Genomic DNA, 19,526 nt, shown 5'->3' with positions numbered 1-19,526 from the left:
AGCTCCTAAATATGAGCTTTTTTCATTGTGATATTCAAATTATTGGGCCTGATGTAATTTGCGAATCACTAAAAGCATCAGTAATGCTGAAATGATAATTCCAGGGATGGCAGCAGAAATTACGCCTGTAGCACCGCTTCCCATCGCGAGTAATTGTCCAGCAATCGCAGGTCCTAACATTGCACCAATACGCCCAACCGCTGCGGCACTGCCTACACCCGTTGCCCGAATCTCAGTTGGATATACAATGCTACCAAATGCATATAAAACGCCTTGCCCACCAATTGTAAATGTTCCCATTAAGGCTGCAGCTGCATACATCGCAGTAAGACTTCCAGCTCCATTTAAACTAAATAAACCAGCTAAAATACCTATGTACATCAATATAATGACATAAGCTTTATTCCAGCGATCAATCAGAATACCCAAAACAACCGTACCTAGTGCAGCGCCCATTTGGAAAAAGACTTGAGCTAAACTACCCTGTTGACGAGAGAATCCTAACTCCATAAAGAGAGACGGCAACCAACTCAACATGATGTATACAACCATCAAGGTAAAAAAATAGCTTGCCCAAAGTAATAGTGTCTGCCCTGCATAGTTATTTCTAAATAGATTTTTAAAAGAGCTTTCTATACGTGTAATAGATTTATCCTGAAATCTAGTTTGTAAAAACTCCCGTGACTCTGGTAAAAATTTGATCATAAGAGGAAGCACCAAAAGTGGAACCACGCCTCCTACATAGAAAATAGTTTGCCAGTGTCCACTTACATCATAGGCTGCCAATAAAGATACTAAGATGGCTCCTATTGGCATACCGCAATACATCAGACCTACAGCACGCCCACGATTTTCGTTAGAAACAGCTTCTGAAACTAGAGCAATTAAATTTGGCATTGCAGCCCCTAAACCTGCTCCAGCTAGAAAACGTACCAATAACAAAGTATAGAAAGTGTTTACCCAGACTGTAAAAAGGGTAAATACTGCAAAAATAGTTACGGCCCCAATCAATACCATCTTACGACCAATGCGGTCTGCATAACGTCCACCAATTAACGCACCAGGTAATAGACCTAATATTCCTGCACTAAAAAAAATACCGAGTTGAGAACTATTTAAACCAAAGGATTCTCGAATACCAGCAGCCGCAATACCTGCTGCCTGAATATCAATTCCTTCAATCACAGCTATTAAAAAACAAATGACGATCGTAATAATAGAGTGCTTATTTCCTGCACGGTTCATAGAAAAATCCTTTTCTATCAGTTTGAAAAATCACAGCACATCATTTATTAACCGCTTTTATTTCTACATTAGCCTTAAGTTTTATAAATTCATAAAAAATAAAAAATGAAAATTCTTATATTTCTTTCAAACATTTTATTCTTAGACAAATTGCTTATAATGAAATAAAAAATTAAATTAAATTTCAAAAACTTATAATAAAAAACATCGAATTTCAAAATTTATATATCTAAAAAATTTATTAATCATGATGAAACAAAACTGCTTCAGCAATAGTTAAAAGTTATAATGCAGTCCAAATTAACTATTAATTCTATTGATTTATAAGAAATATTTATAATCAAAATAAAAAAAACCGTCATATAATCATGACGGTTTTTCTTTTCAACATTAAATAGGCCTTTAGTATAACAATCCTAATTAAATTAATTTGCGTAATTCAATAGATACATCTAGCAACTTATCTTTATCAAAGGCGCTAGAACTAGAAACCAATTTTTTTAAATGCCTAACATCACGCGCCTGATTGACTGCAATACCCGCTACAACGATACCTTGGTCTAAGCCAAATAAAGTGAATCCAACATTTTTGTCTTCTTGCGGATTCATATTGCCTCGTATATACCATTCTTTTGCAGACATATCCCCAACGAATTGGAAATTAATATCATATTGATCTGTCCAGAACCATGATGGATTAGCTTTAGGTTGCGCTAATCCCATGACATGACGAGCAAAAGTGCCTGCTTGATTATTGGCATTTTCCCAAGTTTCAATACGGGCATAATTACCATCTGCACGCAACTGAGTTGCTACATCACCAGCAGCATAAATATCTGGATGAGAAGTTTGGCAGTTTTCATTCACTTTAATAGCAAAATCGACGTCTAAACCAGCATCTATGGCCAATTGAGCATTCGGTACAATCCCAATGCCATAAACAACAGCGTCGGCAATCAGCTCTTCACCACTTTCCAATATTACGACTATCTCTTCACCACGTAAGGTGACATTGGCAATTTGCACATTTAAGTGAATATCGACCCCTCGGTTGCGGTGTTCATCAAGTAAAAATTGGCTAATAATTGCTGGTGAACGCCCCATAATCATTGGACTTTGTTCAATTAAGGTCACCTGACAATCTTTAAACCGAGCACTTGATGCTAATTCAAGACCAATAACCCCACCACCTACAAGCAAAATGCGCTTCCCTGCTTGAAAGACTGGAACCAAAGCTTGTGAATCCTCCAAATTTCGCAGGGTATACACATGTTTACCAACTGCATCTAAAATTGGAAGACGACGAGGAGCCCCACCTGTCGCGAGTAATAACTTGTCATAGTGAATACTTTCACCATTTTTCAAAATCACTTGATATTGTTCAGGCTCAATGCGTACAACCGCATTGCCTTGAATGGCTTCGACACCTAAATCTTTCAATTTTTGTTGTGACAGAATTTCAATTTTGGTCTGTTCAGGCCTTAAAATCATATCTTTAGATAAAGGAGGACGCTCATAAGGCAGATGTGATTCATCTCCAATCAAAATGATTTTACCGTCGTATTTGTTATTACGTAGTTCCAGAATAGCACTTGCACCTGCCTGTCCAGCACCGATGATGACAATAGTTTGAATATTCATCGTTTTATCCTTTATTTCAGCTCGGCAGATACAATGCCAAAACCAGCAATCCATTCACTGATAGGTTCATAGCAATGTAAGGTCATCTCATAATCGCCAACAGCTTCTAATGCCGCAAAAGCAGCCATCCATGTACGAACTTCTTGCCCACCACGCCCACCTTCACGACGAATCTCATCTTCAGTCATATTTTCAAGCGCAGCAAAGTCTGCATTTTTGAATTTTTCCAATAACTGTTCGTCCCACTCTGGATTAAGTGGTACAGATACGCTCTTGTCACCTGCTGCTAAACGCTGTCCCACTGAAATGATTTTGGCCTGACGTGTATTACGAGCTTCAACAGTTGGGTTACGTCCGGCAATTAGAAACTCTTCAACTTCTGGGGGTACAGAGCCCATTTGAGGAGTGGGTGGATCGTGTGAAAGTCCACCTGTGCCCAAAATCAATATACGTTCATTTTCTAGATTAATTGAGTTGATGAAAGCCCCAACCGCTCGTCCTAAAGCAATCGTTCGTTTTGTCGTAGGCATTGGCGCAGCAGCACCATTAATAAATATTGGAATGGTTGGGTAACGATTAAGTTGACCATCACATAAAAAATGCAGCGGTTGGGTTACGCCATGATCCGCTTGCATACGATATGAATATGCAACATCCACACCTTCATCAAGTACACGTCGAATTAAACCTAATGCTGTGTTTTCTGGCACATTGAGCTCACCCGGACCATAATTCCAATCACCTGCCGCCGTCGCACGTACACCCACGCAAAAACTCGGCATCAGGTCATAAAAGAAGCCGTTAAAATGATCTGGCCCAAAAGCAATAATTAAAGTTGGGTCATATGCTTTGACCTCGGCTGCCAGTTTTTCAAAAGTCTTACGCACCTTTTGTTCTTGTTGTTTTTCTGCTGGAGACGCAAATTCCATTAGCGGGCTATGAGAAGCACAAATAAGTTTAACAGTCATGATTAGCTCCGAAATAAGACAGTTTTTAGCTGTCTTATTAGTCCATTAATATCGGATTAAAATTAAGCATCAAAAAAACCAGCGTTCGCTTGGCGTAAGCCACGAATACCCAAACCACAGTCAGCATTTATAAAAACACCAGATAATGGACGGTTATTTTGACGAGATGCAAGCAATACATAAGAACCAGTCATGTCTTCTGGTTCTGGTAAGAATCTCAATGGCATGCCTTGTCCAATTTTTTGCGGATCGCGTGCATCAAGTAATCCTAGATTTTCCTGCCCAAGGGATGCGGCACCTTTCACATTGACATTCATACCAGATGGAGCAACTGCATTCACACGCACTTTCGGTGCCAGCTCATAGGCCAGTTCACGCACTAAACCTACACCAGCATGTTTTGATGCGGTATAAATTGGACCACCACCAGATGAATAAAACGCTGAGTTAGATAAGGTAAAAATCATCGAGCCTTCAGTTTTGAGTAACTCATCTAAAGCTGCTTTTGCACCAAGTAAATAACCTTTCGTGTTAATACTCATGATTTCATCAAAGGCTTTATCTAACTGTTCGCCACTCATGTTAACGATGTCGGCATAATGATCCCAAATACCAGCATTACCAATAAAACAGTCCAGTTTTCCAAAACGTTCTACTGTAGCCTGCACAGCACGAACGTTATCCTGAAAATTAGCCACATCTCCATTAATCGCCACAATTTTGTCACCATAGCGTGCAATCAATTCATCTATTTTTGCTTGAGACCGTTGCAACACACCAACATGTGCACCCTCTTGCAAAAAGCGCTCAACCAACGCAAGCCCTAGTCCTGAACCACCACCGGTAATTAGTGTAACTTCACCCTCTAGCCAGCCCATCATTACACTCCTGCCATTTCGACATAAAGTGCACCATCTTCAATCACGACAGAGAATGTCTGAATCGGATCAGTCGCTGGTACACATTGTGGTACGCCAGTTTTCAAACAAAAACGTGATGCATGAAGTGGACATTCAACCGTGCCATCATCTTCTAGGTAGCCTTCTGACATAGAAGCATTACCATGACTGCATTTATCATTCATGGCAAAAAACTCACCATTGAAATTGAACACAGCGAGTGCAGCAATATCACCTACATTACAATCTACTTTTAGCGCTTCGCCTTCATCCAACTCATCAATCTGACAAACGAAAATCTTATTCATTAGAAAAACACCGTAATATTGTGAGAAATCAAAGTCGCTTGATCGAGAGTGATATCGCGTTTAGCAATTTTCCAACCTAAACTACTGCTATCATCTTTTCGAATCAGATCAACTCGTTTACCAACATAGGTCAATACGTCTTTTTCTTTTTGCGAGCGATAAAGCAAATAATTACTAAAAACTTGATATTCATTTGCTTGTGCAGTTGCTTCGACCCGAATATTAGTAATCAAGTGACGAGTACGTGATGGCGGTTCTTCGGACCACGACATCCCTGTTTCTAATTTTGCTACGCGACGCTCTAGTACAAATTTGTCGTCGTGATAAATCCATGTTGATGGTGGGGCAATACATTTACGACGATCACGTGTTTGCGCATTTGTCGTCGTTTTGAGCGTATATAAAATATCTTCGCTTAAGATGTCCAACCAATCACGGAATTTCCAGTCATCTAACAACTGTGCTTCTGCATATAGAAACTGACTAATGTCGTGGTGAAGTTCCAATCCAATAGAACGCCATACTGGCTGTGGTTTTAATGAGTCAATGATCTGGTTCATTTCACAAGCTCCTTCTCATCCTTTTTAGCCGCTTTTTTCAAAAGCTCTTGCTCATAAGCCTCATCTGCCCGTTGTACGTCTTCCCATTTTTCATGCATCAACAGGTTTGCCCAATGACGATACATGCCACGTGCAGCTGTTTCAGAAAAAACATGGTTAGTAATACCGGGGATACCATCTTCACGGTATTTTTCATTGCCAACGCCCATTTCCATAATGAGTTTGCTTTTTCGCGCTTTATAACCACGTAACACTTTCTGGATTTCAATCCAGTTTTCACCATCGTCTGCTTCAGCAAAACCAGCTGGGCCAAATGCTCGGCAAGCATTCAACTCCATCGCTTCTTTGATGTGCTGCGGTGCTAGTTTGTCCGTGATACAAAAAGCCCAAACTTCGGTTTTATCTGGTCCTCGTGGATGCCAAATACGCATCGTCGTCATACCATTCAGCCAAGACAAAGTTGGGAACATGGTGTTATGGCCTGCCAAACGCAAAGCACGAATATCGCCCAAACGCTCTTTGGTTTCCTCATATGTTTCACGGAAGTAATCTGCTACTTGGCCATCTACCCAGAAATTGGCATCTGGTTTTTCGGTCAGAAAGAAACCTGAACCATGGCCACGTTGACCATATTGCACACAGCTTTCTGCTGTTTCCCAAACTGGACGTGCAGTTTGTGCTGTTCCTAATGCTTTAGAAGCATCATCATTCGGTTTACCACCTAAAACTTGTACTGCAGAGGCATGCGAGTACGGCGCGTGGTATTGATCAGAAGCAAACTGTTCTGCTGCAAATTTCCAGTTACAGTTAATTTCCCATTTATGAATCCCACCAATAACTTCCGAACCACCTTCACGGCGGTCAATCATTGCATCGAGATACCAAGCAATATCCCCCATATAGTCGAGTAATTCGGGTGTGTCATCTGCCCAACAACCAAAAACCAAACCTTTATAGCTTGCAACACGAGGAACCTCTTGCAATCCCCATTCTTCTTTACAAGCCCCATGTGGAAAAGCGATACCTTCCAATGGAATATCTTTAAGAGAACCATCAATACCATAGGACCAGCCATGATATGGGCAGGTAAACGCACGCGTATTCCCACAGTCAGCATAGCTAACCCGCATAGAACGGTGACGACATTGATTTAATAATGCTTTAATCGAACCGTCTTTTTGACGCGTAACAATAATTGGGTCCTCGCCCATATACGTATTAAAAAAGTCGCCTGATTTTGGAATCTGGCTTTCGTGACAAAGAAATAACCAACAACGTCCAAAAACACGCTCTAACTCTAGTTCGTATAATTGTGGATCTGTATAGATAGTTGGCGAGATACGTCCATTTTGTGCATCGACTAAAGCATCGATTTCACACACTTCAATTTTTCCATTCATGAGAAGCACTCCTGCTGTCGCCAAAAACGCACAACATAAAATTCAATTTGAATGGATAATGATTTTTTAACTGTTTTAAGTGAAATATTTTATTTGTTTCAAATTAGACTTTTTATGAATTATTCATTATAGATTTTAAATATTAAAATTAAGTTCGACTGATACTAATCAGTGGTTTTATAAACGGATTTATGGTTTTCAAGCATTTTGCATATTTTATTAACTATCCAAAGTTAATAATAGGATTTTGGGATCACAACTGATATGGAATTACGTCATTTACGCTACTTTGTAATGGTGGCTGAAGAACTCAACTTTAGTAAAGCTGCACTTCGCCTCTACACAGCTCAACCATCATTAAGTCAACAAATTAAAGACCTTGAGGATGAGGTTGGCGTTACTTTACTACATCGTACTAAACGTAAAGTTGAACTCACTGAAGAAGGTAGTGTATTTCTTGAACAAGCCCGTCTGACTTTAGCTCAGGCGGACAAAGCAATTGCAATGGCTCGTCAAGTTTCAAAATTTAAAAAACAACAACTGACCATTGGTTTTGTTCCAGTAGTAGAAATGAAAGTTTTCCCGTGTGTTCTTCCGAGTTTACGCATACAAAATCCAAGCTTAAAAATTGAATTACGGAGCATGAATAATACCGAACAAATGGAAGCCTTAAAGAAAGGTGAAATTGACATTGCCTTTATGAGAGATAACTTAAATAACGATGAAATTCAGAGTCAGTTTGTATTACGTGAACCTCTAATGCTATTGCTTCCTCGAGATCACCCACTTGCTCAGTACGAGCGTATTCCCGTGAAACTTTTGAATAATATTGATTTTATTATCCCATCGTCAGAACAGTCATCGATTTTACATAATACAATTCTTAATTTTGCTGAACTTCATAAAATTAAATTTAATATTGTGCAAACTGCTCATAATATTTTATTTAATATTAATTCAATAGGGATGGGATTAGGTTGCGGGATCTTGCCTAGCTATATAGAGCCGCTCACTTTAAACAATATTGTCACTAGACCCCTTGATGTCGATCTACCTTTTTTAGATTTATTTGTAAGCTATCGCAAAGACGCAGAATATTCTGGGGTTAAAGAATTCATGGATTTATTAAGTAAAGTTTTTTACTTAAATATTAACCAGATCTAACTTCTCTTATTTAATACAAAAGTCTAAGATAAAATGACGAGGCTCAACAAAAAACCAAAATTTTTAATTTAAATACAGGAAGAATAATAATTTATCCTTCCTGTATTTTTTATATTTTATTTAACATCATGTACTGCTAAATATTGTTTAATAATCTGGTTAAATTCTTGTGCTCTTTCAACTTGCGACCAATGACCACATTGACTAAAAATATGAGCATCAGCATAAGGTACAATATTCAAAATATCCCATGTACGAGATACAGGAATAACTACATCTTGCACCCCATGAATGAGTAGTACAGGAACTTGAATCTCTTTCATCTTTTCAAAATCAAGTGGGAACTCAAAACGGTCACGGTCTCGTGCACCAACAACATCCATCAATCGATCCGAAGCGTAGTCATTTTTTGCTGAGGCAAAACGAACTTTAACCAACTCATCTGTGACTAAAGACTTATCGACCACAAACATTTCTAAAGTTTTACGGATACCAGCTTCTGTCAATTCAGGATTAGCATGTGCTTTAAGTGCTGCCGTCTGTTTAGCACCACCCGTTCCCATTGATACAATACCCAGTACACGCTCAGGGTAATCCAATATAAACTGGAATGCTAACCAACCACCTAAAGAATTACCTACTAACCAGGTTTTTTCAATTCCTAAAGCATCTAATACACGGACTGCATGATCTACCCATGCACGGATACCGTAAGCTGTGCCTTCTGCAACAACAGTTTGTCCATAACCAATCGAATCAATAGCAATACAGCGTGCCTGCTCAGCAATCTGTGGTAAGTTCAACCACCAGTTTGCTGCTGCTGAAACACCAGTACCCGAACCATGTAAAAATAAAACGGGAGTACCTTCTCCAAGCTCATGATAATGAGTGAGCTCGCCTGCTGCAGTTTCAATCCATTTATCTTCCAAACCAAAAAATGGATCTGTTTTATATTCGGGGATTTGTACTGTGCCCATGTCATTCCTCTTACAATTTATACAGCTCAACTCAAGATTAAGCTGCTTTTACTAGGCCAAATTTTAAATGTTTTACTCACTCATCTTACCTGTTCACAGCGCCTAAACTGATACTTGTTTACGATAAGGTGATACAAAAAAAATATTAATAACCATTTGTTATTTAAATAAATATTTTAAACTATTTAAAATTTATAGGTGTATGTCGTTGCAATACGATGTTCCTGCAAATCACTTGCTTGGCCTGCAATATTGTCGAAGTTCACATCGATATACATCCACTGAAAACCTAAGCCTTTGAACTTCCCTTCTGGCACAACGTAATTCAGAATAAAGTTGAATTCATCTTCTTTGCCTTTGCCTGTTAATGCACTTGATTCATAAGCTGAATCAATGCCCCAACCATGCCAATATTTTGCAGTGGTTTTTAAACCTTTAATGCCAAGATCACTGAAATCATAGCTATAAGCCACACCCACCGATTTCTCATCTTTACGGATAAAGCTCGCAACTGACCAGTTATCCAAATAAGGTTGAGGTACCCAGCCAGCAATAGTTGGAAAATATGGAGCTCCTGTTGCTGCGCTCGGATTACTACCATAGTCGCCAAACATCTGCTGATAAGATAGCCCCAAACTATGTGGACCGTAAGTTAAGGTTGATCCTATTGATAATGCCCGATTATCAATATCACCATACAAGGCATCTCCCGACTCTGCATTGTCAAAAAAACGCACATGTGAATCGATTTTTAACTTGTCATAATTGTTTTTATAATTCACTCCCAAGTAATTTTGACGATAGATATTCGTCACATCACCATAAAAGTAACTTGTAGACCAGTTTTTATTTAATTGGTAATCAATGCCCGCAATATACATGCCATCGGTTTTGCCTTTATTATTTAATGGCTTAGGCCACAAACCAAAATCCATTGGCTGATTTTCATAACGGGCATTGATACTATCCAAATAACCTAGCGTTAATTTGGTGTTTTTAAGATCTTTTGACTCTAGCCATATACCATTATAAGTCGTTAATAATTGACGTGATGGATCAAAAGAAACCACTGGCGTTATAGGTAAGATTTCACCAATTCGTAATTCAGTCTGACTGATTTTCGCTTTAAGGGTTGCTCCTATTTTGCCAAACTGACGCTCTTGTTTCCCCGTGCCTGTACCAGAAATCCCACTGTATGGCAGAACCCAGTCTGCGTTACGGTCACGGCCATCCAGACGCACGGCATATTGTGCCAACACATCAATACCGAGTTGTAACGCCCCAAACTGTGCATAGCCCGATTTTGCATCCAGTGTCACAGCTTGCGACCAACTCCCCCAGTTTTTTGCAGGGGTATCATCATACTGACGATCTAAATAGAAGTTTTTAAATTTCAGCTGAACCTGACTATCTTCAACAAAGCCTGCATATGTGCCAGTAGCCCCTATTGTTGCTATTGCGCAAGCCATTGCGATCCATAACGTTTGACGACGCATTGCGTACTTCCTTTCAATCAATCCATGAAACCAAGCCCTATCATGCTCAACTCTATTTTTATGAAAAATGCGACTAGAGTATTAAGATATTTTTCTTTTTAAACTCAATGCCTTAAAAAAAATGTTACTTTTCCAGTAATGAGGCTTTTTAACAGATCATTAAAAACGATTAATCATTACCTAAAAACCAGAATAAACCTTTGTTATATATATTTTTTTCATTAAAATATCTTTATTTAAATTCGCTATTTTTAATTTTCTAATCGTTTTTTTATTTAAATAGAAATACATCCAATCAAAAATGATGTCTATCCATTTATAGAAAATAACGCTTATATCCAAGTTATTTCATCTAAATCAAATCATTAGATGTAAAAAAGCACTCTTGTGGAGTGCTCTTTTACATTTTTAAAAAACTTATACGCTCATTACTTTCGCTTTTGACATGGTCAAGGCAAGATCTTCAATCATATCCTCCTGTCCCCCAACCGTACCACGGCGACCAAGCTCCAATAAAATTTCACGCGCAGAAACGCCATATTTAGCTTCAGCACGTTTTGCAAATAACAAGAAAGATGAATATACACCTGCATAACCTAACGTTGCTGCATCACGATCAGCACGAATTGGGTTTAGCATCATTGGAATCACAAGATCTTCTGCAATATCCTGTACTTTAAACAAGTCTACGCCTGTTTCTATTTGCATGCGATTTGCAACTGCAATAAATAACTCAAGCGGCGTATTGCCTGCCCCAGCTCCTAGACCAGCTGCCGCTAAGTCAACCCGAATTGCGCCAGCCTCAACCGCAGCAACAGTATTGGCAACGCCCATACCCAAGTTATGGTGACCATGGAAACCTAACTCAATACTGCTATCAAGTTCTTGACGAAGTAACCCAACCCGATCGGTAACATCTTGTGGCAACATGTACCCAGCAGAGTCTGTAACATAAATACAGTTAGCACCGTAAGACACCATTTTCTTTGCCTCTTCTAGCAAATGTTGTGGCGATGCCATATGTGCCAACATTAGAAAGCCTACTGTATCCATTTCCAATTTACGGGCAGCAGTAATATGCTGTTCAGATACATCTGCTTCTGTACAGTGTGTTGCAACACGAATGGTTGAAACACCAATCTCATGTGCCATTTTCAAATGATCAACTGTTCCAATGCCAGGCAATAACAACGCTGACACTTTGGCATTTTTCATGCGTGGTACAACAGCAGATAAATACTCTTCATCTGTTGCAGCAGCGAAACCGTAATTAACGGAACTACCCCCTAAGCCATCACCATGAGTCACTTCAATTAATGGCACACCCGCTTCGTCTAACGCGGTTGAAATGGCAATCATTTGCTCAACTGTAGTTTGATGACGTTGTGGATGCATACCATCACGTAAAGTCATATCATGCACAATAATCTTAGACATACGGTTCCTCCTTAAACAACTTCAGCTTTTTGATTAGATAAAACGCGTTCTGCAAACATTTCTGCAGTACGTGCAGCTGCCGCAGTCATAATGTCAAGATTACCTGCATATTTTGGTAAATAATCGCCTAGGCCTTCTACTTCAAGAAACATAGAAACACGATTGCCATCAAATACAGGTCCATTCACTAGTTTGTAGCCCGGAACATATTTTTGGACTTCTTTGATCATGGCATTGACTGATTCAGTAATTGCAACTTGGTCAGGCTCTTCTTCAACTAAACAATGTACTGTGTCACGCATCATTAATGGTGGTTCAGCCGGGTTAATAATAATGATGGCTTTACCTTGTTTAGCACCACCAACTTTTTCGATTGCTCCAGCAGTTGTACGGGTAAATTCATCAATATTTTTACGCGTACCAGGACCAACCGATTTAGTAGAAACCGTTGCAATGATTTCAGCATAGTTAACAGTTTGTACCCGTGAAATTGCCGCGACCATTGGAATAGTTGCTTGCCCACCACAAGTCACCATATTGACATTGGGTACTTCACCTACATCTAATAAAGCTTCCAAATTCACTGGCGGCACACAAAATGGACCAATTGCCGCAGGCGTTAAATCAATCATTAACACGCCAAGCTCATTAAGCTTACGGCTATTCTCTGCATGTACGTAAGCAGAAGTCGCATCAAAAGCAATTTTGATATCATCTTCAAGTACATGAGGTAATAAACCATCAACTCCATCCGATGTAGTCTTTAATCCCATTTTTGCAGCACGGGCCAAGCCTTCAGAAGTAGGATCAATCCCTATCATCCATACAGGTTCTAGCACTTCACTACGCTGTAATTTATACAACAAATCTGTTCCAATATTTCCTGGACCGATTAAGGCACATTTTATCTTTTTCATTTCCTTATCCTTTATTCAGCAGCAAAGCATGCAACAACTGAATTGAAGCCTTCAATTTCAACTTTAAACTCATCCCCAGGATGAGCCACCACCATTGGACCCAATGCCCCAGTCAGGACAATATCTCCTGCTTGTAATGGACGTCCGCGTCTTACCATTTCATCTGCTAACCAAACTGCTGCATTCAATGGATTGGCTAAACAAGCTTTACCAACACCTTGCGAAACAACTTCCTCACCGCGAGTCATAATCATTTTGCAGTTAACTAAATCAAGTTGATTAAGCTGTACTGGACATGAGCCCAACACAAAAGCTGCACTTGATGCATTATCAGCAACCGTGTCAATCAATGAGATTTTCCAGTTCTCAATGCGACTATCGACTATTTCAATAGCCGGTAAGGCATAGTCTGTCGCACTAATGATGTCTGCATACGTATGTCGGGCTTGGGTTAAATCCTTTTTGAGTACGAGCGCAATTTCAGCTTCAACTTTTGGCTGAATCAACTTACCCGCTGGAATAGTTTCGCCATCGCCGTATGCCATATCAGCAAATAACATCCCAAAGTCAGGTTGATCTACGCCGAGTTGGGCTTGTACCACTTTAGAAGTTAGGCCAATTTTTCGACCTACTAAACGGCGCCCTTCCGAGAGTGCACGTACAGTATTGATTTCCTGTACTGCATAAGCGATATCCACATTTGCCTGTTCACCACCAAGTTCAGCACGAATAGGAATAATCGCAGTTTGTGATAGTTCAGCTTGTCTTAAGGCAAAAGCAACTGAATCAACAACAGCAGAATTCGACATCAATATTTCCTTAAACTGCAAAATTGAATGTATACTGCGTTACTGAAGGTATAAAAACGGAATACGAAGTTCAGGCAAAGTTAGACACAACAAATCCCTTGTATTTTCCGAGACAGCTACCTACTGGAACGTGTACATAAAACAGTTTAAGAATGAAAAAATCCCCATCTAAATGCCAATACTTATTTTGTTTCATATAATAGTTTTTATTTATAATCAGCCCACAATTGTCTTTGAAGATTAATATTAAGTATCCATAATAATTTTATTAGAGTTCAAAAAATACTAATTTTCTATATTTCCAATTTTATATTTCACTACGGATAATCCCAGGTTTAGAGATTCCTGAAGACACTAAGATAGTGCTTAATTTGCCTACCGTAATTAATTTAAAAGCATAAATAAAAAGTCCATTTTAACTACGTTTGAAATTTCGAATTTAGAGGTATTTTTTCACGCGTAGTTAATTAGGCATTACTTATAAATTTAACTTAGAACACCTTTTTTACAGATACTGTAAAAGTCGAATCGATCGGATTTGAAACAGGTGCACCTGCCTCACCATTGCTATACTTTTTATAATAAGCATTTTTATCCCATGCTTTTGTATACGTTAGTCCTGTACTCCAACCATCACCTAAATCTTTAATAAGTTCGGCTTTAACATCCTGAAAATTCGACTCTGAAAAGTTTTTGATTCTTTCATAGCCATAGTGGGCGCCAAAAGTCCAAGTGTCATTGATAGGCTGGGTAAAGTTCAGGTCTAAATAACTTGATCCTCTCGATCTTTTACTAGCAGGTCCACCCATGGTTTTAGAGTTATAACCAGCATAATCTGGTGTGTAAGTCACAAAGTATTTGAGGCTTAAAGGACCATAGCCAATTTGAGGTACAATTTCACCATAGTTGTAACTGCTACTGCCCGTTTCTGGTGTACTTTTCGCACCAGGATAATAATAGTAAAAAACCGACATTCCAATTGAAAATTTATCGATTGTTTTTAAATAACCTGTATAAAAATCCCACTCAACCGAGGCATCTCGCAGATAGTTAGAGCTGACACTTGATGCCCAAGTCCCTACAAAAAAACCATTAGGATTGGCATAATCCAATCCACCTTGTAAGGCTGGTTTACCCCAAGTTTGTTGAAAACCACGTGAAATATATTGGCTAGCAAAAGTAACATTCGCGCTATAAGGAGATGTTTTTTCTTGTTCTTTTAATTGTTCTGCATTTACAACGCTAGTAGACATAATAAGTGAAACTAAACCTAAAATTTTTCTCATTCAATAATTCCTTTTACATATTACCTATAGGTTTAAAGTTTTAAAATAACATGAAACATCTACTTTAAAAACCTTAAAGGTTTATAAATTCAAGTTTCTAGACACATCTTCTTCGCTATAAATCTCTTCAATACAATCTAAAATTTTAGGAATATAAGAACTTTGATCCATGTTTCGCATGGATAGAGAGATTGGACTATAGGCTTCTAAATCTAAGATATTTAAGTAAGTTAGATTCTTCATACCAATATCACAGGCACTTTCCGGAATAATACAAATACCTTCGCCAGATGCCACTAGTCCAAGTGCCATATGAATTTCTCGGACTTCAGTTAGCTTCGCAGGAACTAGACCTAATTTGGTAAATAAAGCTTGAATAGTGGTCGAAAAATTTGGTTTAGGTGTAGTTGGATAAGAAAAAATCGTCTCATTAATAATTTGAGATAAATAAATTCCTGACTCTTGGAACTCACTTAATGGGTGTTTTTTATGGATTGCGAGTTTTAATTTTTCTTTGCGAAGTAAAAGCCTTTTAATGGCAGGGTCACTAATTGGCAAGCGACCAAAACCTAAATCGATTTTTCCTAACTTTAAAGCCTCGACCTGATCTCTTGTACCACATTCAATAAGCTCAACATGAATGTCAGGATTTTTTTGTCTAAATAGATAAATGACTTGCGGTAATCGCCCATAAAGAAGCGAGCTCACATACCCTACTTTAACAACGTTCTCGACTAGCTTCATTTTTTTAGCCATCGAAGCAGCTTGAGCCGTATGCGTCAAAATTTGCACCGCATGTTGGTAAAAAAACAGCCCTGCTTCCGTCACTTTTAATGGACGAGAGCCTTTTTCGAATAAATCGATCCCTAATTCTTCTTCTAGTTTTTTGATTTGGCGTGTTAAAGGCGGCTGGGCAATAAAAAGCTTTTCTGCGGCTTTGGTCAGGCTCTGTTCTTCAACCACGGTAACAAAATAACGTAGATGTCTTAATTCCATTAATATACCTTTTTAGTATCTTAAAATACCGTTCTATATCTATTTTAGGCTATTACATTCTTCTATGGTATACAAACAAGTTCGTAATAGTTGAAACTTCATGTATAGAACCATAGAAACCATACTTGTGGATATTCCAACTATCCGTCCTCACCAGTTGTCTGTGACTACTATGCGTACCCAGACTTTGGTACTCGTTAAAATTACGACCACGGATGGTATTGTCGGTTGGGGTGAAGCCACCACCATTGGTGGGCTGAACTATGGTGAAGAAAGTCCTGAGAGTGTCAAAGCCAACATTGATACTTACTTTGCACCATTACTGACATCAGTTAAAGATTTAAATGTTGCACAAACGCTAAAACTGATTCGTAAAAATATTAATGGCAACCGCTTTGCCAAATGTGCCATTCAGACTGCCCTACTTGATATTCAGGCCAAACGTTTAGGTGTGCCATTAAGCGAAGTTTTAGGTGGACGTCTGCGTAATAGTTTACCTGTGCTTTGGACGCTTGCGTCTGGTGACACGGAAAAAGATATTGCTGAAGCTCGCAAAATGATAGAGCTAAAGCGCCATAACACGTTCAAACTTAAAATTGGTGCGCGTCCTTTACAGCAAGATGTTGACCATGTGATTGCGATTAAAAAAGCATTAGGTGCTGATGTTAGTGTACGTGTAGATGTAAACCGTGCATGGTCAGAACTTGAATGTATTCAAGGTATTCAACAGCTACAAGATGGTGGAATCGATTTAATCGAGCAGCCATGTGCAATTCAAAATACCGAAGCACTTGCTCGCCTCACCCAGCGTTTTGATGTCGCAATTATGGCAGATGAAGCCTTAACTGGTCCTGACAGCGCATACCGTATTGCAAAAAATCATGGTGCAGATGTATTTGCCGTGAAGATTGAACAATCAGGTGGCCTGATTGAAGCATGTGAAGTTGGCAAAATTGCTGGTTTAGCTGGAATCGACCTATATGGCGGTACCATGCTTGAAGGCCCTGTAGGAAGTATTGCTTCTGCTCATGCATTTGCAACTTTTGAAACGTTAGCGTTCGGTACTGAATTATTTGGTCCGTTATTACTGACCGAAGAAATTTTAAAAGAGCCGCTACGTTACGAAAACTTTGAATTGCATTTGCCAACAGCTCCGGGCTTAGGCATTGAAATTGATGAAGATAAGATTGAGAAATTACGTCGTTAAGGCAACAGGATAAGGAGTTTCCCATGTTATTTCATGTACGTATGGATGTGCATATTCCACTTGATATGCCAGCCGACAAAGCAAATGAAATTAAGGCTGTTGAAAAGGCTTACTCGCAAGATTTACAACGTCAAGGTAAATGGCGTCACATCTGGCGTATTACAGGCCAGTACTCGAACATTAGTATTTTTGATGTTGAGAGCAATGAAGAATTGCACAACATTTTACAGGGCTTACCTCTCTATCCATACATGGACATTGAAGTGATGGCACTTAATCGCCACCCTTCTTCTGTTCGTGATGATGATTCGTAAACCAAAAGAATTTTTTAAATGTGATCTCTGAAGTCCATTTAAAAACCAAGCAGATTATTCAGAAGGTAACAAGGAACGTGGCGGCACTTATTCGCTAGCAAAACAAAATGCCCGCAGCGCTGCCACCCAAAACCGTATTGCATACTTAAGGAGTTTTAGTATGAACCGTCAACAAATTGATGCGCTTGTAAAACAAATGAATGTCGACACTGCTAAAGGTGAAGTCGATGCACGTGTTCAACAAATTGTTGTGCGCCTTCTCGGGGATTTATTTCAAGCCATCGAAGATTTAGACATCCAGCCTTCTGAAGTTTGGAAAGGTTTGGAATATTTTACCGATGCAGGCCAAGCAAACGAACTTGGACTTTTAGCAGCTGGCTTAGGTTTAGAGCACTATCTTGATTTACGTGCTGATGAAGCTGATGCAAAAGCTGGCGTTACTGGCGGCACACCTCGTACTATTGAAGGTCCACTTTATGTAGCGGGTGCGCCTGAATCAGTTGGTTTTGCGCGTATGGATGATGGTACAGAATCTGGCAAAATCGATACCTTAATTATTGAAGGTACTGTGACTGATACTGATGGTAATATCATTGAAAATGCTAAAGTTGAAGTATGGCATGCTAACAGTTTGGGTAACTATTCATTCTTTGATAAGTCTCAATCTGACTTCAACTTACGCCGTAGTATTTTAACGGATGCAGATGGTAAATATGTTGCGTTAACCACGATGCCTGTAGGTTATGGTTGCCCACCGGAAGGTACAACTCAAGCCCTTCTTAACAAATTAGGCCGTCATGGTAACCGTCCATCTCACGTCCACTACTTTGTTTCTGCACCAGGTTTCCGCAAGCTGACTACTCAATTCAACATTGAGGGTGATGAGTACTTATGGGACGACTTTGCCTTCGCAACTCGTGATGGCTTAGTGGCAACAGCAGTTGATGTAACTGACCCAGCTGAAATCCAACGCCGTGGTTTAGATCACGCTTTCAAGCACATCACATTTAACATCGAACTTGTTAAAGATGCCGCTGCGGCTCCTTCAACTGAAGTTGAACGTCGTCGCGCTAGCGCTTAATTGAAAGTGTATGTGAGTTAAAAGTTCGCTTTTGACTCACAAAATTTATTCCATTTATTACTACCATTAAGAATTTCAATAAATTTTTAGCGGTAGTAATACATCACGTTACCTCATGCTCTAAGGTTTCTCACATGATTGACAAAAGTAAGTCCTCTCTTAGCGAGGTACTATCGCAGATTAAAGATGGTGCAACCATTCTGATTGGTGGTTTTGGTACCGCAGGACAACCCGCTGAACTCATTGACGGACTGATTGAACTGGGTATTAAAGATTTAACAATTGTCAGCAATAACGCCGGTAATGGCGATTATGGTCTGGCTAAACTGCTTAAAGCAGGTTCGGTTAAAAAAGTAATCTGTTCTTTCCCACGTCAGTCAGACTCTTATGTGTTTGATGAACTGTACCGTGCTGGAAAGGTCGAGCTTGAAGTAGTACCACAAGGTAATCTGGCTTGTCGTATTCAGGCAGCAGGTATGGGACTTGGTGCTGTGTTTACTCCAACAGGCTTTGGAACTCTTTTGGCTGAGGGCAAAGAAACCCGCGAGATTGATGGGAAAGATTACGTACTTGAGTATCCGATCAAGGCTGACTTTGCCTTGATTAAAGCTTACAAGGGCGATCGCTGGGGCAATCTGGTTTACCGTAAATCTGCACGTAACTTTGGCCCGATTATGGCCATGGCTGCTGATGTCACGATTGCTCAGGTTTCCGAAGTGGTTGAGCTAGGCCACCTAGATCCAGAGCACATCATCACCCCAGGTATCTTTGTACAGCACGTTGTACAAGTACAGCCCGCACAGTAAGCAATAAGGAGAAAT

The 19,526-nt window shown here is 39.4% G+C and carries 19 protein-coding genes; 5 read left to right on the top strand and 14 right to left on the bottom strand.

What is annotated here, in order from left to right; genetic code table 11:
- Positions 1-39 precede the first annotated feature (39 nt).
- The 7 genes from mhpT to hcaE form a co-directional block, all read right to left on the bottom strand.
- Positions 40-1,245, bottom strand: a complete 1,206-nt coding sequence (gene mhpT, locus ABFY81_RS00985; RefSeq protein WP_347912801.1) for a 3-(3-hydroxy-phenyl)propionate transporter MhpT — start codon at positions 1,243-1,245, stop codon at positions 40-42.
- A 420-nt stretch (positions 1,246-1,665) separates the two neighbouring features.
- Positions 1,666-2,886 carry a 3-phenylpropionate/cinnamic acid dioxygenase ferredoxin--NAD(+) reductase subunit gene (hcaD, locus tag ABFY81_RS00980; protein WP_347912800.1) on the bottom strand — a complete coding sequence of 407 codons (1,221 nt, stop codon included), beginning with the start codon at positions 2,884-2,886 and terminating at the stop codon, positions 1,666-1,668.
- Positions 2,887-2,897: 11 nt separating this feature from the next.
- A complete protein-coding gene (locus ABFY81_RS00975; protein ID WP_347912799.1) occupies positions 2,898-3,854 on the bottom strand; it encodes a 3-carboxyethylcatechol 2,3-dioxygenase in 957 nt (318 codons plus the stop codon).
- A 62-nt stretch (positions 3,855-3,916) separates the two neighbouring features.
- Positions 3,917-4,732, bottom strand: a complete 816-nt coding sequence (hcaB, locus tag ABFY81_RS00970; protein ID WP_347912798.1) for a 3-phenylpropionate-dihydrodiol/cinnamic acid-dihydrodiol dehydrogenase — start codon at positions 4,730-4,732, stop codon at positions 3,917-3,919.
- A 2-nt stretch (positions 4,733-4,734) separates the two neighbouring features.
- The gene (gene hcaC, locus ABFY81_RS00965) at positions 4,735-5,061 is read right to left on the bottom strand and encodes a 3-phenylpropionate/cinnamic acid dioxygenase ferredoxin subunit (protein WP_347912797.1); all 327 of its coding nucleotides are present in this window, start codon (positions 5,059-5,061) and stop codon (positions 4,735-4,737) included.
- Positions 5,061-5,621 carry a 3-phenylpropionate/cinnamic acid dioxygenase subunit beta gene (hcaF, locus tag ABFY81_RS00960; protein WP_045125554.1) on the bottom strand — a complete coding sequence of 187 codons (561 nt, stop codon included), beginning with the start codon at positions 5,619-5,621 and terminating at the stop codon, positions 5,061-5,063. Before hcaF ends, hcaC begins: the two co-directional genes overlap by 1 nt.
- The gene (gene hcaE, locus ABFY81_RS00955; RefSeq protein ID WP_347912795.1) at positions 5,618-7,021 is read right to left on the bottom strand and encodes a 3-phenylpropionate/cinnamic acid dioxygenase subunit alpha; all 1,404 of its coding nucleotides are present in this window, start codon (positions 7,019-7,021) and stop codon (positions 5,618-5,620) included. Before hcaE ends, hcaF begins: the two co-directional genes overlap by 4 nt.
- A 264-nt stretch (positions 7,022-7,285) precedes the next feature.
- On the opposite strand from hcaE, the gene hcaR reads away from it, so the two are divergent.
- Positions 7,286-8,185, top strand: a complete 900-nt coding sequence (gene hcaR, locus ABFY81_RS00950) for a DNA-binding transcriptional regulator HcaR (protein WP_191001557.1) — start codon at positions 7,286-7,288, stop codon at positions 8,183-8,185.
- Positions 8,186-8,301: 116 nt separating this feature from the next.
- Here the strand turns inward: hcaR and ABFY81_RS00945 are convergent, their stop codons facing one another.
- The 7 genes from ABFY81_RS00945 to ABFY81_RS00915 all read right to left on the bottom strand — a co-directional run bounded on the left by ABFY81_RS00945 (position 8,302) and on the right by ABFY81_RS00915 (position 16,103).
- Positions 8,302-9,162 carry an alpha/beta fold hydrolase gene (locus tag ABFY81_RS00945; protein WP_068934731.1) on the bottom strand — a complete coding sequence of 287 codons (861 nt, stop codon included), beginning with the start codon at positions 9,160-9,162 and terminating at the stop codon, positions 8,302-8,304.
- Between the two features lie 185 nt (positions 9,163-9,347).
- Positions 9,348-10,658 (bottom strand): OprD family outer membrane porin, encoded by a 1,311-nt coding sequence (locus ABFY81_RS00940; RefSeq protein WP_191001555.1) that lies wholly within the window; start codon positions 10,656-10,658, stop codon positions 9,348-9,350.
- A 417-nt stretch (positions 10,659-11,075) separates the two neighbouring features.
- Positions 11,076-12,095 carry a 4-hydroxy-2-oxovalerate aldolase gene (gene dmpG, locus ABFY81_RS00935; protein WP_068934727.1) on the bottom strand — a complete coding sequence of 340 codons (1,020 nt, stop codon included), beginning with the start codon at positions 12,093-12,095 and terminating at the stop codon, positions 11,076-11,078.
- Between the two features lie 11 nt (positions 12,096-12,106).
- Positions 12,107-13,012, bottom strand: coding sequence for an acetaldehyde dehydrogenase (acetylating) (locus ABFY81_RS00930; protein WP_346789548.1), 906 nt, complete (start codon positions 13,010-13,012; stop codon positions 12,107-12,109).
- Positions 13,013-13,023: 11 nt separating this feature from the next.
- Positions 13,024-13,821: a fumarylacetoacetate hydrolase family protein gene (locus ABFY81_RS00925; RefSeq protein ID WP_191001552.1), complete on the bottom strand. Its 798-nt coding sequence runs from the start codon at positions 13,819-13,821 to the stop codon at positions 13,024-13,026.
- A 491-nt stretch (positions 13,822-14,312) separates the two neighbouring features.
- Entirely contained in the window at positions 14,313-15,107 is a 795-nt protein-coding gene (locus ABFY81_RS00920; protein WP_347912794.1) for a TorF family putative porin, read from the bottom strand.
- 81 nt (positions 15,108-15,188) lie between these two features.
- Positions 15,189-16,103, bottom strand: a complete 915-nt coding sequence (locus ABFY81_RS00915) for a LysR family transcriptional regulator (RefSeq protein ID WP_019458833.1) — start codon at positions 16,101-16,103, stop codon at positions 15,189-15,191.
- A 100-nt stretch (positions 16,104-16,203) separates the two neighbouring features.
- Here ABFY81_RS00915 and ABFY81_RS00910 point away from each other — a divergent pair, with 100 nt between their 5' ends.
- From ABFY81_RS00910 to ABFY81_RS00895, 4 genes are all read left to right on the top strand, one after another.
- The gene (locus tag ABFY81_RS00910; RefSeq protein ID WP_077169803.1) at positions 16,204-17,310 is read left to right on the top strand and encodes a muconate/chloromuconate family cycloisomerase; all 1,107 of its coding nucleotides are present in this window, start codon (positions 16,204-16,206) and stop codon (positions 17,308-17,310) included.
- Between the two features lie 23 nt (positions 17,311-17,333).
- A complete protein-coding gene (catC, locus tag ABFY81_RS00905; RefSeq protein ID WP_000897235.1) occupies positions 17,334-17,624 on the top strand; it encodes a muconolactone Delta-isomerase in 291 nt (96 codons plus the stop codon).
- Between the two features lie 160 nt (positions 17,625-17,784).
- Positions 17,785-18,705: a catechol 1,2-dioxygenase gene (gene catA / locus ABFY81_RS00900; RefSeq protein WP_019458831.1), complete on the top strand. Its 921-nt coding sequence runs from the start codon at positions 17,785-17,787 to the stop codon at positions 18,703-18,705.
- Positions 18,706-18,839: 134 nt separating this feature from the next.
- A complete protein-coding gene (locus ABFY81_RS00895) occupies positions 18,840-19,511 on the top strand; it encodes a 3-oxoacid CoA-transferase subunit A (RefSeq protein ID WP_039252208.1) in 672 nt (223 codons plus the stop codon).
- Positions 19,512-19,526 lie beyond the last annotated feature (15 nt).

It is taken from the genome of Acinetobacter sp. WA-87, from assembly GCF_039938935.1.
GTDB lineage: Bacteria > Pseudomonadota > Gammaproteobacteria > Pseudomonadales > Moraxellaceae > Acinetobacter > Acinetobacter seifertii.
Note: the sequence above shows the minus strand (reverse complement) of the source record. Positions and strands in the feature narration are given on the sequence as shown.